12 protein-coding genes are annotated in these 14,137 nt (G+C 61.5%); 8 read left to right on the top strand and 4 right to left on the bottom strand.

Annotation, left to right across the window (positions count from 1 at the left end):
• Positions 1 to 82 precede the first annotated feature (82 nt).
• The 5 genes from Q0139_RS03465 to Q0139_RS03445 all read left to right on the top strand — a co-directional run bounded on the left by Q0139_RS03465 (position 83) and on the right by Q0139_RS03445 (position 4,728).
• Positions 83 to 2,344 carry a TonB-dependent receptor gene (locus Q0139_RS03465; RefSeq protein WP_298017356.1) on the top strand — a complete coding sequence of 754 codons (2,262 nt, stop codon included), beginning with the start codon at positions 83 to 85 and terminating at the stop codon, positions 2,342 to 2,344.
• A gap of 81 nt (positions 2,345 to 2,425) precedes the next feature.
• Positions 2,426 to 2,599: a hypothetical protein gene (locus tag Q0139_RS03460; RefSeq protein ID WP_298017354.1), complete on the top strand. Its 174-nt coding sequence runs from the start codon at positions 2,426 to 2,428 to the stop codon at positions 2,597 to 2,599.
• Positions 2,600 to 2,601: 2 nt separating this feature from the next.
• Positions 2,602 to 3,096, top strand: a complete 495-nt coding sequence (locus tag Q0139_RS03455; RefSeq protein ID WP_298017352.1) for a nuclear transport factor 2 family protein — start codon at positions 2,602 to 2,604, stop codon at positions 3,094 to 3,096.
• Positions 3,093 to 3,830 carry a glutathione S-transferase N-terminal domain-containing protein gene (locus tag Q0139_RS03450; RefSeq protein ID WP_298017349.1) on the top strand — a complete coding sequence of 246 codons (738 nt, stop codon included), beginning with the start codon at positions 3,093 to 3,095 and terminating at the stop codon, positions 3,828 to 3,830. Before Q0139_RS03455 ends, Q0139_RS03450 begins: the two co-directional genes overlap by 4 nt.
• A 4-nt stretch (positions 3,831 to 3,834) precedes the next feature.
• Positions 3,835 to 4,728: an SDR family oxidoreductase gene (locus Q0139_RS03445; protein WP_298017347.1), complete on the top strand. Its 894-nt coding sequence runs from the start codon at positions 3,835 to 3,837 to the stop codon at positions 4,726 to 4,728.
• 39 nt (positions 4,729 to 4,767) lie between these two features.
• Here Q0139_RS03445 and Q0139_RS03440 read toward each other — a convergent pair whose 3' ends face one another.
• Positions 4,768 to 6,096, bottom strand: a complete 1,329-nt coding sequence (locus Q0139_RS03440) for an MFS transporter (protein ID WP_298017345.1) — start codon at positions 6,094 to 6,096, stop codon at positions 4,768 to 4,770.
• A 114-nt stretch (positions 6,097 to 6,210) separates the two neighbouring features.
• Between Q0139_RS03440 and Q0139_RS03435 the strand changes: the two genes are divergently transcribed.
• Positions 6,211 to 7,113, top strand: coding sequence for a hydroxymethylglutaryl-CoA lyase (locus Q0139_RS03435; RefSeq protein ID WP_298017342.1), 903 nt, complete (start codon positions 6,211 to 6,213; stop codon positions 7,111 to 7,113).
• A 45-nt stretch (positions 7,114 to 7,158) separates the two neighbouring features.
• Here the strand turns inward: Q0139_RS03435 and Q0139_RS03430 are convergent, their stop codons facing one another.
• On the bottom strand, positions 7,159 to 9,234 hold the full coding sequence (locus tag Q0139_RS03430) for a TonB-dependent receptor (RefSeq protein ID WP_298017338.1): 2,076 nt from the start codon (positions 9,232 to 9,234) through the stop codon (positions 7,159 to 7,161).
• Positions 9,235 to 9,526: 292 nt separating this feature from the next.
• Here Q0139_RS03430 and Q0139_RS03425 point away from each other — a divergent pair, with 292 nt between their 5' ends.
• A complete protein-coding gene (locus Q0139_RS03425; protein WP_367180718.1) occupies positions 9,527 to 10,018 on the top strand; it encodes a DUF3237 domain-containing protein in 492 nt (163 codons plus the stop codon).
• 5 nt (positions 10,019 to 10,023) lie between these two features.
• Positions 10,024 to 11,361: an MFS transporter gene (locus Q0139_RS03420; protein ID WP_298017335.1), complete on the top strand. Its 1,338-nt coding sequence runs from the start codon at positions 10,024 to 10,026 to the stop codon at positions 11,359 to 11,361.
• Positions 11,362 to 11,365: 4 nt separating this feature from the next.
• Here Q0139_RS03420 and Q0139_RS03415 read toward each other — a convergent pair whose 3' ends face one another.
• Positions 11,366 to 12,388: an NADP-dependent oxidoreductase gene (locus Q0139_RS03415; RefSeq protein WP_298017332.1), complete on the bottom strand. Its 1,023-nt coding sequence runs from the start codon at positions 12,386 to 12,388 to the stop codon at positions 11,366 to 11,368.
• 371 nt (positions 12,389 to 12,759) lie between these two features.
• A complete protein-coding gene (locus tag Q0139_RS03410; RefSeq protein WP_298017329.1) occupies positions 12,760 to 13,833 on the bottom strand; it encodes a TIR domain-containing protein in 1,074 nt (357 codons plus the stop codon).
• Between the last annotated feature and the right edge of the window lie 304 nt (positions 13,834 to 14,137).

The following is a 14,137-nucleotide window of genomic DNA, read 5'->3' as shown; positions in this document are numbered from 1 at the left end:
TAGTTAGCAAACTAAGGGATTGACTTGCCCGACCCCGAAAGGCAGGACGGGCACAACGATAAAGCTCAGGAGAGGGATCACAATGAACGGCAAACTCCGCGATCTTATGTACGGCAGCGCCGCAGCGGCGCTGGCTATCGGGGCCCAGGCTCCGGCCCATGCGCAGGACGATAATGGCAGCGACCTCTCGGAGGTTACGGTTCGGCAGGCGTCGAGCACGAACGCTCCCATTATTGTGACGGCTCAAAAGCGCGAACAGGGTATCCAGGACGTGCCGATCTCGATGGAGGTCGTCTCCGGCGAAACGCTCACCGATTTCAACGTTAACGACTTTCGCGACATCTCCGCTTATGTGCCAAATGTTGCCGTGCAGACGACGGCGGGCAACGACGTCATCTATATTCGCGGCTTCGGCTCGCCGCCCTCCAACTTCTCATTCGACCAGGCAGTCAGCCTGTATATCGACGGCATTTATGCGGGTCGGAACCGCCAGGCTCAGGCGCCCTTCTTCGATATCGAACGTGTTGAAGTTCTGCGCGGGCCACAGGGCGCGCTATTCGGGAAGAACACCGCTGCAGGCGCCGTCAGCATCGTCTCGGCCGGTCCGACCGACGAGTTCGAGGCCGCGCTTACCGGCAGCTACAACTTCAGCTACGAAGGCTATGAGCTGAACGGCCACGTATCCGGTCCAATCTCCGATACACTCAGCTTCCGTCTGGCAGGTCGGCTCGTCGATCAGGACGGCTACATCGAAAATCTCGCGACCGGTCGCGACGACCCCTCGACCGAACAGCAGTTGATACGCGCCACGCTTCTTTGGGAGCCGTCGCCGATGTTCGACCTCACACTGCGCGCGGAATATGGCAATCAGGAAATCCGTGGCGGAATCTCCGTATCGGACGATGTCAACACGCGTCCGAACCTGCGGCAGGAGCGATTCCTCGAAACCGCAGCGCTCGGCGAAGAGGGTATCGATGGCGAAACGCTGATCTTGTCCGCCACCGCCAATGTCGAAATCGGCGATTACACGCTGACCTCGATCACCGGCTATTCCTGGTTTGACTCCAATATCGTCAATGGTTTCGATCAGCGGATCCCCGGCGGCGGGACCGTCAACAATTCGGTGTACAACAGTTTCCCGGAAAATTTCGATCAGTTCTCGCAGGAAGTCCGCCTGCTATCTCCGACCGGACGCCCGATCGAGTTCATCGTCGGCGCCTATTACGACACCTCAGACTATCATCTCGACCAGTTCGGCGGGTTCAACATCAACAACGCCGCGCTCAACTATTTCGGCCTGCTAAACACCATCTTCGACCAGGAATCGGAATCCTATTCGGTGTTCGGGCAGGCAACGTGGAACGCGACGGATGCGCTGCGTTTTATCGGCAGCTTGCGCTACACCCACACCAGCAAGGATGCGACGTTTGACGGCGATCTTATTTACGGCCCGTTTCCGCTGCGCCCGCTTACCCAGGCATCGGGTTCGCGGTCCGAAGACAATCTCGACCCGTCGATCACCGTCCAATACGACATTAGCGACGACGTGATGGTCTATGCGACCTATGGCCGGGGTTCGAAATCGGGAGGCTTCGTCAGCAACACCTACGGAACGACCGACGCGACTTTCCAGTACGAGCCCGAACGCTCGACCAACTACGAAGCTGGCGTGCGTGCGGTCTTCGGAGAGGCGACTTTCAATCTCTCGGTCTATGACACGCGGTTCAAGAATCTGCAGGTCTCTGTCTACAATCCGACCATCTCGACCTACCAGACGGGCAACGCCGCCAGCGCCGCATCGACCGGCGCCGAAGCGACCTTCATCTGGAATGCGAGCGAGAATTTCGATCTCCAGGTTTCGGCCGCCTATCAGGATATCCGCTATCTCGATTATCCGGGCGCTGCCTGTCTCGCGACGCAGCCGCTGAGCGAATGCAACCCGGCGGACCCGGCCAGCATTGCGGTGAACAACATCGCCGGTGCGCCCCTGCCCTATGTGTCCGATCTCTCAGCTACGATGCAGGGCCATGTCTGGCTGCCGCTGTCGCCGAACCTCGATCTCGATATTACAGGCATCATTTCGGCACGGTCGGGCTATTTCAACTCGGATAATCAGGATCCAAATTTCGGTTACCAGGAAGGCTATGCGAAGATCGACATGCGCGTGCAGGTAAGCGACGCGGACGATCGGTGGCATGTGGCGCTGGTCGGCCGGAACCTGACGAACGAATTGACGGCCGGCAGTTCCTTCCGCCTACCGTTCCCGATCACCAATGTGACGCGCTCGATCCATTATCTGGAACCGGCACGGAGCGTCGCGGTGGAAGCCGGGTTCCGGTTCTGATCGCACCGGCGCATTGCAGGATCGATGCATGAACCCCAAGGCGGCTTGGCCCGAGAGATCGGCCGAGCCGCTTTGGCTGTTATGACCTCTTCCCAATGCGAACCGTCGAAGACGCCCGGGGATATCGCCGATCGCGATACGCCGCTGCTTCGCAACCGTTGGTATGTGGCCGCGCGTGCTGGAGAGGTGGGTCGCGGCATTCCCCTGCTGCGGCAGTTCGCGAAGATGGCGGCGGACGAGCGGCAGGAGGCATGACATTGGACAAAGCAGATGACGTGAGCGCCGCCGATCGTGCGGCCTGCATCGACCTCGTCATGGACTATGCCGATCGCCTGGACGCCGGTGACTGGGACGGGTTTCGCGAGCTCTTCACCGACCAAGTCGACATAGACTACGCCGCCATCGGTTCGCTCAAAGCGCGAATTCCGGCCGCCGCCTGGGCCGAACGCTGCAAACTGCTCGGTTATTTTGATGCGACGCGGCACCGGCTCTCCAACATGCGCTATGCCCGCAGCGATGATGGCGCGACGGTCACCAGTGCCGTGGACGCCGCGCATTTCATCACGGCCGGCGGCACGACCCTCTTTGGCGATCTTGTCGGCGATTACCGGCATGAGCTGGTCCGCACTGGCCAGGGTTGGCGCATCGCGGCCTGCCGGCTGACGGTGGCCGGCTATCCGGCGGGCAAGGATGTCTTCGATCTCGTCTTCGCGAGCGCACGGGCAAAGCAGAACAAGGAGGCCGCATCATGATCGACGTCTATTTCACGCCCACGCCGAACGGGCACAAGGTTTCGATCATGCTCGAAGAGACCGGGCTCGAGCATCGTCTGATCAAGATGGACATGCTCGCCGGCGAGCATCTGACGCCCGAATTCCGGGAGGTGAATCCCAATGGCCGGCTGCCGGCCATCGTCGATCATGACCCCGTCGGCGGCGGACAGCCGCTGCCGGTGTTCGAATCCGGCGCCATTTTGCTCTATCTTGCCGAGAAATCGGGACAGCTCCTTCCCGACGATCCGCGCCGGCGGTCGCAGGCGCAGCAATGGCTGATGTGGCAAATGGCCGGCTTCGGGCCGATGCAGGGTCAAGCCCATCATTTCATCCGCTATGCGCCCGAGGGGCAAGACTATCCCGTCACCCGCTATCGCAAGGAGACCATCCGCCTCCTCCACGTCCTCGAACGGCGGCTGACCGAAGCCGATTTCCTCGCCGAGGAATATTCGATCGCCGATATCGCCACCTGGCCCTGGGTCCGGGCGATCCGCGCGATCGATTTCGATCTGGCGGACTTTCCCGCGATCCAGTCCTGGTTCGACACGATCGGCGCACGGCCGGCGGTCGAACGCGGAACCGATGTCAAGAATGCCGCCAATCTCTCGAGTGCCCGGCCGGTGCTGACCGACGAACAATGGTCGAACCTGTTCGGCGACAATCTGCACAAATCGGCCGCCCGGGCGAGCCAGGCCAGCCACCAAAAGGAATGAATCGATGACGCAAATCGCCGGAAAAACGGCCCTCATCACCGGCGCCGCGAGCGGCATCGGCCTGGCCATGGCGCATTCGCTGGCCGCACGCGGCGCGCGGCTGATCATCGCCGATATCAGCGCCGAGAGGCTCGAAGAGGCGGGCGCCGAATTGCGGCAGGCCGGCGCCGATGTTGCAACAGTCGCGTTCAATGTGGCCGAAGAGGCGGAATGGCAGAAGGCGGAAGAGGCTGCAGCATCTTTCGGGCATGTCGATATCCTGTGCAGCAACGCCGGGGTCGGCGGCGGCAGCGGCGCGCTGGAGGAATATGATCCGGACGTCTGGCGCTGGGCCTATGCGGTCAACGCGCACGCCCATCTTTATGCCTGCCGCAGCTTTCTCGGCGCGATGAAGCGGCGAGGCGAGGGGCATGTCGTGCTTACCGCCTCGATGGTCGGCATCGTGCCCCCGCCGGTCTCCGTCGCCTATTGCAGTTCGAAATTCGCGACGGTCGGCATTGCCATGTCGCTTCGCAACGAGCTTGCCGGGACGGGCGTCGGCATATCGATGCTGTGCCCCGGCATGTCCGCGACGCGGATCGTGCAGACGACGAAGGACTTGCGGCCGGGAGAGCAGGAGGCGGGCGTGGCGGCAAAGACGGCCGATGCGATGGGTGGGGTCCTCGCATCAGGCATGGATCCGCGGTGCATCGGCGATCGTGTCGCCGAGGCGATCTCATCCGATGAATTCTACATCTTCACCCACGAAGAATGGAAGCGGCTCGTCGAGCCGCAGGTCGCCGAGATGCTGGCCGCCTTCGGTCCGTCGGCCGACCCCGATTATGCGGGAGACGATATCGACTCGCTGCTAGCGGCGAACAACGCCACGGCCTTCGGAGCGGGGCGAACCGCCTCATAATTGCCTATGGCGTTGGCCGCCCCGGCGCGTTTCCCAAGCTCAGACGGGCGCGGCGACCCGCTCGTGATCGCGGACGACCGTCGTTGCGGCGATAAACAGCGTGATGGCGGTCAGGATCATGATCGGGACGAGGCTGATTATCATTGCGTAGCGCAGGCCGTCATCGCCCATTTCCCTGCTGAAATAGTCGCTGGCCATACCGACGACGAGCGGGCCCAATCCGATACCCACCAGGTTGAGCACCAGCATCAGCACGGCGGACGCTGTGCTGCGCGCTTCCGGCGGCGCAAGATTCTGTACGAGCGTCAGCGCGGGGGGAACGACGAAATTGATGAGCGCGATCGGCACGAAGCTCCAGAGGAGAACCATCTGCCAGGTGTCGGCGGTCAGCGCGAGGGCGAAGAGGGGCGCGCAGAGCAGCATGGCGATGGCAGGCACGATGGCGAAGGCGCGCAGCGATCTTTGCGCGAACCAGGAAATGATCGCGCCGCTCGAAAACAGTCCGATCATGAGCGAGATACCGATGACCGGGCCGTAATAGAGCGCGATATCCTGCCCGCTTGCGCCATATACCCGCATCAGAACGGCCGGCATCCATGTGATCAGGCCGTTTGCGATCATCGCGAAGAAGCCGCATGAGAGCGCCATCCAGCCCAGTGTCGGCAGCCGGAAGAACAGCGCGACGGTGGCCGGCAGCGACAGGGGTCGCCCCGGGGCGTCTTTCTCGTAATTGCCGCGCGGCGGTTCGGGCGCGAGCCAGATCAGGAGGGGTGCGGCGATGATCCCCAATATGGCGGCGAAATAGAAGACCGCGCGCCAGCCATATTCTGCCGAGATCAGACCGCCCGCCATGGCACCGGCCATGATCCCCATGGGCGATGCGCAGGTGAACAGCGAAATGGCGATAACCCGCCGTCTCGGCGTGAAATAGTCGCCCAGAATGGAGAGGGAGGGCGCGACGCCGCCGGCCTCTCCGAACGCGACGCCGATCCGTGCAATCGCCAGCGCGAGGAACGTCACCGCCAGTCCCGACAATCCGGTGAAGCAACTCCACAGGAAGCAACCTATCGCGATGATCCAGATCCGGTTCATCCGGTCGGCCAGCATCGCCACGGGGATGGTGATGATGCTGTAGAAGACCGCGAACAGCGTGCCCGTCAGCAGGCCGACCTGGGTGTCGGTGAGCGCGATGTCCGCCTTGATCGGCTCGATAAGGATCGCCAGGATCTGCCGATCCATATAGTTGAGGACGTAAATGACGGTCAGCAGACCGACGCCGAGCCAGCGGCCGGGAACGGGCAGCCCCCTTCCATCGCCCGGCGTGCCGGCGGAAGGCGGCGGTGCGTCGCTTGCGGTCGATTGTGCCAAGTGGCCTGCTCCCCTGATACCGTTCTGCGACGGCGATTGTGTGTCCGAAAAACTTAGATTACTAAACATTTTATGGCAACACGATTTGAAAGCCCCACCGACGAAGCGCTTCCCATGATCGAGATTGTGGAGGTTTCGCCGCGCGATGGACTGCAGAATGAGCAGACTCTGCTATCGACGGAGGACAAGGTCTCGTTGATCGAAAAGGCGATCGAAGCCGGCGCGCGCAGGATCGAGGCGACGAGCTTCGTCAATCCGAAAAAGGTGCCGCAAATGGCCGATGCGGAAAGCGTCATGACGCGCGTGCCGCGCCGCGATGACGTCACCTATATCGGTCTGGTCCTCAACCGGCGCGGTGCCGAACGTGCGATCGCGGCCGGGGTCGACGAACTTGGAACGGTGTGCGTTGCCAGCGACGAATTCGCCGCGCGCAACCAGGGGCAGAGCAGCGCCGAGTCGCTCGACATCGCCTGCGAGAATATCGCGCTGGCCAGCCGCGAGGGTTTGAGCGCGCAGATCACGATCGCGGCGTCATTCGGCTGTCCGTACGAAGGGACGGTTGAACCCGAACGCGTGGTCGAGATGGCAAAGGCGGCGGCCCAAGCCCATCCGCGTGAGATCGCGCTCGCCGATACGATCGGCGTCGCCGTGCCGCGGCAGGTGGAAGAGTTGATCGGACTGGTTCGCCGGGAGATCGGAGACATTCCGCTCAGGGCCCATTTTCACAATACGCGCAACACCGGGATCGCGAATGTCTGGGCTGCGGTCGAGGCGGGGGTGCGCACCATCGATGCGTCGCTGGGCGGTTTGGGCGGCTGCCCGTTCTCGCCCGGTGCCTCGGGAAATGTCGCGACCGAGGATGTCGCCTATATGCTCGAACGCAGCGGTTGCCGGAGCAACATCGATCTGGTCCGCGCGATCCAGGCCTCGCACTGGCTCGGCCGGGCGATGGACAAGACCCTGCCTTCGATGGTCGCGCGGGCACCGGCATTTGACGGCCTGGGAGCGCAGGGCTGACGCGGTTTCCTCACGCGCCAGTCCACGCGCCCCACCTGTCCAGAATCAGAAGGTGAACGACACGCTTACGCCATATGTTCGCGGCGGTTGATAGATATTGAGCTGCTGCGCGAAAGGCGCGAAGGCCACGATGTGGTTCCGGACGAGTTCGTCGGTCAGGTTCTTGCCCCAGATGGCTACTTCCCAATCGTCGTCCGCCGACCGCACGGCGAGACGTGCATCGAGCAGCGAATGGCCTTCCTGCACTTCGAGCGGCGTGTTTGACGCTTCGAAGAACACGCTCGACCGGTACGCCCAGGCTACGCGGCCCAGAATGTTGATCGAACCGGTGATCGGCGTTTCGTACTGTGCGGCGAGCGACAGTTGGTGTTCCGGCGCGCGGGGCAGCGTATTGCCCGTGAAATCGGCCGTGGCGCCGGTCGCGAAGCTCGTGAATTCGGCATCGAGCCAGCTATAGGCGCCGTCGATCCTGAAGCCGCGCCAGGGCGAAAGGCTGAGCTCGACCTCGAGCCCGTCGATCTGTGCATCTGCGGCATTGCCGATCACGACGCAGCATAGCGGTACGAGCTGCGATACCTGCAGATCGGTATAGTCGGTGTGGAAGGCAGCGACGTTGAGCTGCACACGATCGTTCCAGAAGCGGGACTTGACACCGATCTCATAGTTCCAGGCATATTCGGGGTCGTACGGTATGGCGGCGCTAGCGCCGTTGCCGGCCGTTCCCTGGAAACCGCCACTCTTGAAGCCGCGCGCGGCGCTCGCATAGAGCAGCACATCGTCGGCCGCTTCATATTCGAGCGCAAAACGCGGCGTGAACGCGTTCCAGCTTTCCGAGGCGGTGACATTGTAAGGCGTCGCAAGCGGAGGCGGCAGGCCCGGTCCCGAAAGGAGCCGGCCCTGCAGTTGCGCATCCTTCGACTCCCACGTCATTCGGGCCCCGATCGTGGCGGTGAAGCCGGGGAAGATCTCGAACCCGGCCTGACCGAAAATGGCGTAGCTCTCGGAATCGACGACCTGCGGGAATGACCCGACACCGGTCGATGCGGGCACGGGGAAAAACTGTTCGAGGATTTCCTCGCGCTCGATATGCTCGTCGAGCATATACAGCCCGACGACGCCCGAAAGGCGGTCATCGAGCAGGTCGAATGCCAGCCGCACCTCCTGACTGAACTGGTGCGAACTCTCGATATTCTCGTTGATCGATTCAATCTGTGCAGGCGGATTGATGGGATTGCTGAAGAAGGCATCCCGGTGCGCATAGGTCGCTTGGCGATATGCCGTAATCGATGTAATTTCGCCGAACGGTGCATCGATCGTGAGCTGGCCGGTGATACCGCCGACCTCGCGATCCAGATAGCCGTCGTCCACGGCGTTCACGATGCGCGGATCCGGATTGACGCCGGCGCAATGGACGCCGCCATCCACCGAGGCATCGCAGACGTTGTCGCGCGGCTGACCGCGCTGATTCTGCTCGGTATAATCGCCGGTCACTACGATATCGACCGTACTTGACGGGCGGACACGGACAGACAGGCGTCCGCCGGCGGCTTCTTGATCGTCGACATCGTTGCCGGTCGTCTGGTTGAAGGAATAACCGTCGCGATTGACATAATGTACGGCGCCGGAGACGGCTGCCATATCGCCCAGCGCATAGTTGAAGCGGCCCGTCAGTTCGAGCCGGTCGTAATTGCCGTAGGTTGCCGTGCCGCTGACGAACTCGTCGGAGAAGTCGGGAAGGCGGCTGACAAGGCTGATCGCGCCGCCGACGACATTCTTGCCGAACAGCGTACCCTGGGGGCCGCGAAGCACTTCGACCCGTTCGAGGTCGTAAAGCTCCAGATTCGATCCGCCTCCGCGTCCGATATAGACGCCGTCGACGAACATCACGACCGAGGGATCGCCGCCGGCATTGGAGTTGATCCCCTCGGTCCCGATGCCGCGGATCGAGAAGTTCGGTTCGCCGGGATTGACCTCTGTCGCGGTGAAGCTCGGAGTGAGCTGGGCGATGTCCTGGATCGAATTGGCGCGGCTGTTGCGGAGTTGTTCGGCGTCGAACGCGGTCACGGCGATCGGCACGTCCTGCAGATTTTCCTCAACGCGCTGTGCGGTAACGACGATCACCCCGAGACCCGGGTCCGGGTTTGTTGCAGCGGCGGTCGGGGCGGGCGCAGGTCCTTGCTGAGCGATCGAAGGCGTGGCAATGGCGGCGGCAATCGCCGCGCAAGAAACACGAATTGTCAAAGGCTTGCGGTGCATAGCCATATCGATATCCTCCCATGTCCGACGGCCTTGTCGCGACCGTTCCTTAGTTCGGCATTGCACAAAAATAGTAAGAAGTCTAAGGGAATCATGAGCACTCTAAGGATTTCGAGAACAGGGGTGCCGCGATCAAAACAGGGAGGAAGAACGGCCTATGCAACCGATGGTGTTGGAAAGCCGCCCTCTTTGCCGGGTCTCGATCATCCTGGAGTCGGGTGCGCCCATTGAAGTGGGGCGCACACCTTGGCGGAACCGTCGGATCAGCCATATTACCGGCGGCACGTTCGAAGGGGACCGGATGTCGGGCCGCGTCGTGCCGGGCGGGGGTGACTGGTCGGAACTTGCGATGTCCGGAGAAGGCGACGCGCAGACGCTGCTCGATGTCCGGGCGTTGTGGGAGACCGGCGATGGCGCGAGAATCTACGTCACCTATGCCGGCCGGCTGGTGATTCCCAACGACAAGCTCGCAGCATTTCGCGATCCCGAGGCTTTGGCCGCGCTCGGCCCGGGTGACTATTATTTCCGAATCGTGCCGCTCTTCGAGACCGCCGCCGAACGCTATGGCTGGCTTAATAGGATCGTCGCTGCCGGGATCGGCCGGCGTACGGCCGACGGCGTCGACTATGACATTTTCGAGATCGTCTGAAGACGATGGACGCCAGTCAGCAAGCAAGCGGCGAGCAGCCTTGGCCGCGTCAGGATTACGCCTGGTACGTGGTCGCCGTTCTCCTTCTCGCCTATACCTGTTCGTTCATCGACCGGATGATCCTGACGCTGCTGGTGGCGCCCATTCGCGCGGACCTCGGCATCTCCGACACGCAGATGAGCCTGCTAGTCGGCTTCGCCTTTGCAGTGCTCTATACCGTCATGGGGTTGCCGCTGGGGTATCTGGCGGACAGAGGCAATCGCCGCCGTCTGATGACGATCGGCATCACCATATGGAGTGCGATGACGGCGGCCTGCGGCCTTGCCCCCAATTACGCTCTGCTTTTCCTTGCACGGATCGGCGTCGGGATCGGAGAAGCCACGCTGTCTCCGGCAGCCTATTCGCTGATGTCGGACTATTTCCCCAAGGATCGGTTGGGTCGCGCAGTAGCGGTCTATTCGATCGGCGTCCCGCTCGGTTCGGGGATCGCCCTCGTCATTGGAGGGATGATCGTCGACATGGCAACGCAATCGCCGGCCTATTCACTGCCGGGGATCGGCGAGGCGGCGCCGTGGCGCCTCGTTTTCTTTCTGGTCGGGCTGCCCGGTCTTGCGATCGCGCTGCTGATGCTCACCGTGCGCGAGCCCGTTCGTCGCGGTGTGACAAACGTCGCGACGGCGCGTCGCTTTCGCGACTGTTTCACTTATGTATTAGCCTATCGCCGTGCCTATTTCTCGCATTTTCTCGGCCTGTCACTCCTCACGCTGGTCATTTACGGGGCTATGGCGTGGATCCCGACCTTTTTTGCGCGGACATACGGAATGGATCCGGCGACGGCAGGCTTTTATTTCGGGATCATTCTGGCAGCATGCGGCGCGGCGGGGCTGCTGCTCGGCGGAGCGCTTGCTGACCGGCTGTTTCGTGCGGGCCGCAAGGATGGGCATTTGTTGACGATTGTGATTGCGATCCTAGGCGCGGCGCCGTTCCTGATCGCCGCGCCGCAAATGCCGACGGCGACGCTTGCCTTTGCCTGTATCGCGCCAGCATTCCTCGTCGCATCGATGCATGGCGGCGTGGCCGGCGCGGCGTTGCAGCTCATCACACCCAATCGGTATCGGGCGCAGGCAACGGCGCTCTATTTCTTCGTCGCCAACCTGATCGGATTCGGCCTCGGTCCGACCGCGGTGGCCCTGATCACCGATTACGGCTTCGGCGAGGACGGCGCGTTGCGCCACTCGCTCTCGATCGTGGCGTCGATCGTTCTACCGCTTTCGGCGATCATCGTCATGTCGAGCATGGCTGCCTTTCGCCGTGCGGTCGATGCTGCGGCCGAAGCGGAATAGCCGCCTAGGGCTCTTCGGAAACCTGGACGATCAATTTACCGCTGTGATCGCCCGTGAACAGCAGCTTCAATACGTCCGGCGCATTTTCGAGACCCTGACGAATGTCGACTCGATACTGCAATAGTCGCGTCTCGAGCCACTGGCCGATTGCCGCGAACGCTTCGGGATAGCGCCGAAGAAAGTCGCTGACGATAAATCCCTGTATTGTGGCCCGCTTCATCAGCACGTTGCGGAACATGGCGGGGCCGTCGCCGCCCTGTTCGAGATCGTTGTAGGTCGAGATCAGACCGCAGACCACAATACGTGCATTTAGGTTGATCAGCGTTAGCACCGCGTTGAGCATCGCGCCGCCGACATTGTCGAAATAGACGTCGATTCCGCCGGGACAGGTTTCTCGCAGCGCCTTTATGAGGTCACCGTCCTTGTAGTTGATCGCGGCATCGAAGCCGAGATCGTCGACCAACCAGGCGCATTTTTCCGGCGAGCCCGCCGTCCCGACGACCCGGCACCCCATGATCTTGGCCATTTGGCCCACCAATGAGCCGACCGCGCCGGCGGCGGCCGACACGACGACGGTCTCGCCGGGCCGCGGCCGGGCGATTTCGAACAGTCCGAAATAGGCGGTGGCCCCGATATTCCCGAGCGGACCCATATAAGCCGAGAGCGGCAGGTTGGACGCGCGATCGATGCGGCGAACCATCTTTGCCGATATGGCGACATAATCCTGCCATCCGCCCTGGCAGGCGACGATATCGCCGGGCGAAAAGCCTTCGGCGTTGGACCTATTAACGACGCCGATCGTACCGCCACGCATCGGTTCGCCGATCTCGACCGGATCCATGTACTGGTCGATCTCCGACATCCAGATGCGGTGCGTCGGATCGATCGAGAGATAGATGTTCCGGACCAGCAACCCGCCCTCGGGCGCCGAAGGAACAGCTTCGGTTTCCAATTCGAGTGCGTCGTCGATGCGGTCGCTCTCTGGTCGGGCGGTGAGCCGCCATACCCGATTGGCCTGGTCGCTCATACGATCTTCCTGCTCTTGAGGAGGCTTTTCCTTAGAGTCCTAATTAATGATGTGTCTCAGAAGATCAATTGCGATCGATCGTTGACACAGATGGCTTTGCGGACATGAGCCCTCGGACTGCGCGATTGCGGTCCAGAAAGGCCAGCAATCCCCCAAGGGTGCGCGGGCTAAGCATATTTGTCATAATCGCCATTATCGGGATTCGAGCGTTGACGAAGATTGTCGTTTAAAACGTCGACGGCCGAGATTTCGCACGTCGGGTTTCAGACGTGCAACTGCGACGCCTTGCCGACTGCAACTGGTTGGAAAGCGGACGCACCGCCCATCTCCCAAGTTTGCCCGCTCGCCGACGTTGCGGCTCGCCAGTTTCCCTACTGACACTCTCCCAGCCGCTGCATTGATACGGTGCCGGTCAGATTCAACCGCCCAAATTCAGGGTGGTGTGCCCGAACTTCTAGTTCGCTGACAGAGCTTGTGCGCGTGTAGGTACCATTGACAAAAATGCGGCTCGGCTCATCAACATCGAACTCAGGATTGTCGCATTGCGCTCGCATAGTAATATTGCCGTTTGCAAAGCGTGACTCTGTGACCTGACAGTCGTAGCCCGATTCGCCGCTGTTTATCGTACGGATCATTTCGAGGCTCGGATCCGCAGCCTGGTCGTGGGACAAACATATTGTGTAATCTAACCGATGATTGGTGAGCAAAAAGCCAAGCGTTGCGGCCTGGGACGGCGCATCCGGTAAATCCACGTCGTCATAATCAACGGTAAACATCCAGCTTCCCGGTTCGAGCGCGGTCTGTTCACCTGGTGGCAAAACCATAAACCAGATCAACGCGGCAATTCCAGCAAGTACAGCCGCCGCTACCGCTATCAGGACAGGTCGGCTTGCAGGCTGAAGTCCCGAGTTCAAGCGTGCGGGCGTCGGCGGCCGAACGGCCGGTGCTCCACCCGTTTCATCTGCATTTTCAGTTTTTCCTGTCTGAGGCGCGTTTCCCCTTTTCGCGATCTGCCGTCTTATTGCCCCGACCAAAGTTTCGACGGACCCGTCCTGCCCGTCGTTCCAGTCCAGCCATTGGTAATCCTTGAGCCAGTAAGCAAGGCCCTGGGCTGCGACGTCTTCCAGACGAACCGGGAAGATTGACCGGTTACTGTCTTCGGCAAGCATCAGTTCGCGTTTGACATGGCGCGACTGATCGGACCGCCCGCAAAACAACAAGATAACCGCGTCGGATTGCTCGATTTGCGCGACGATTGCATCATCGAAAGACATGCCCGGATCGATATCATCGGGTGCCATCCAACCATCGATACCGTTCTGGTCCAGAATCGCCTTTAGGTGCCGCGCAGTCTCCGCTTCGCTACTGTGATGGCTGATGAAAACGACCGGCCGGTTATCGTTTCCCTGGTTAGACAAGAGCCCCCCTTTGTGGCCACGAACCATGATCAACCTCGATGGACTCGTCAATTGCCAGGGCGAAACGCGATGAACTGTTTCAAATCAGTTAGTGTCCGCAATTGGTCCGATTGCGGACCGTCCGCTTTCGATTGACCGACGCGGAAAAGCCGACCCTCGGCTGCGACCCAATTTCAGACATTCGTCTCCCGCCCCGCCAACAGGGAGCGGCGAGCGTGTAGCCGCCCCCTGGCCGGTCACGGGATTGCGTGTGTGACCGGCGGGATCAGAACTCCCATCCGATGGTGACGGAGCCGGCGATGCTGTTCTCGTCGCCGCCGACAAGCGCGCG

Source organism: uncultured Parasphingopyxis sp., from assembly GCF_937129435.1.
In the GTDB taxonomy this organism is placed as follows: domain Bacteria; phylum Pseudomonadota; class Alphaproteobacteria; order Sphingomonadales; family Sphingomonadaceae; genus Parasphingopyxis.
Note: the sequence above shows the minus strand (reverse complement) of the source record. Positions and strands in the feature narration are given on the sequence as shown.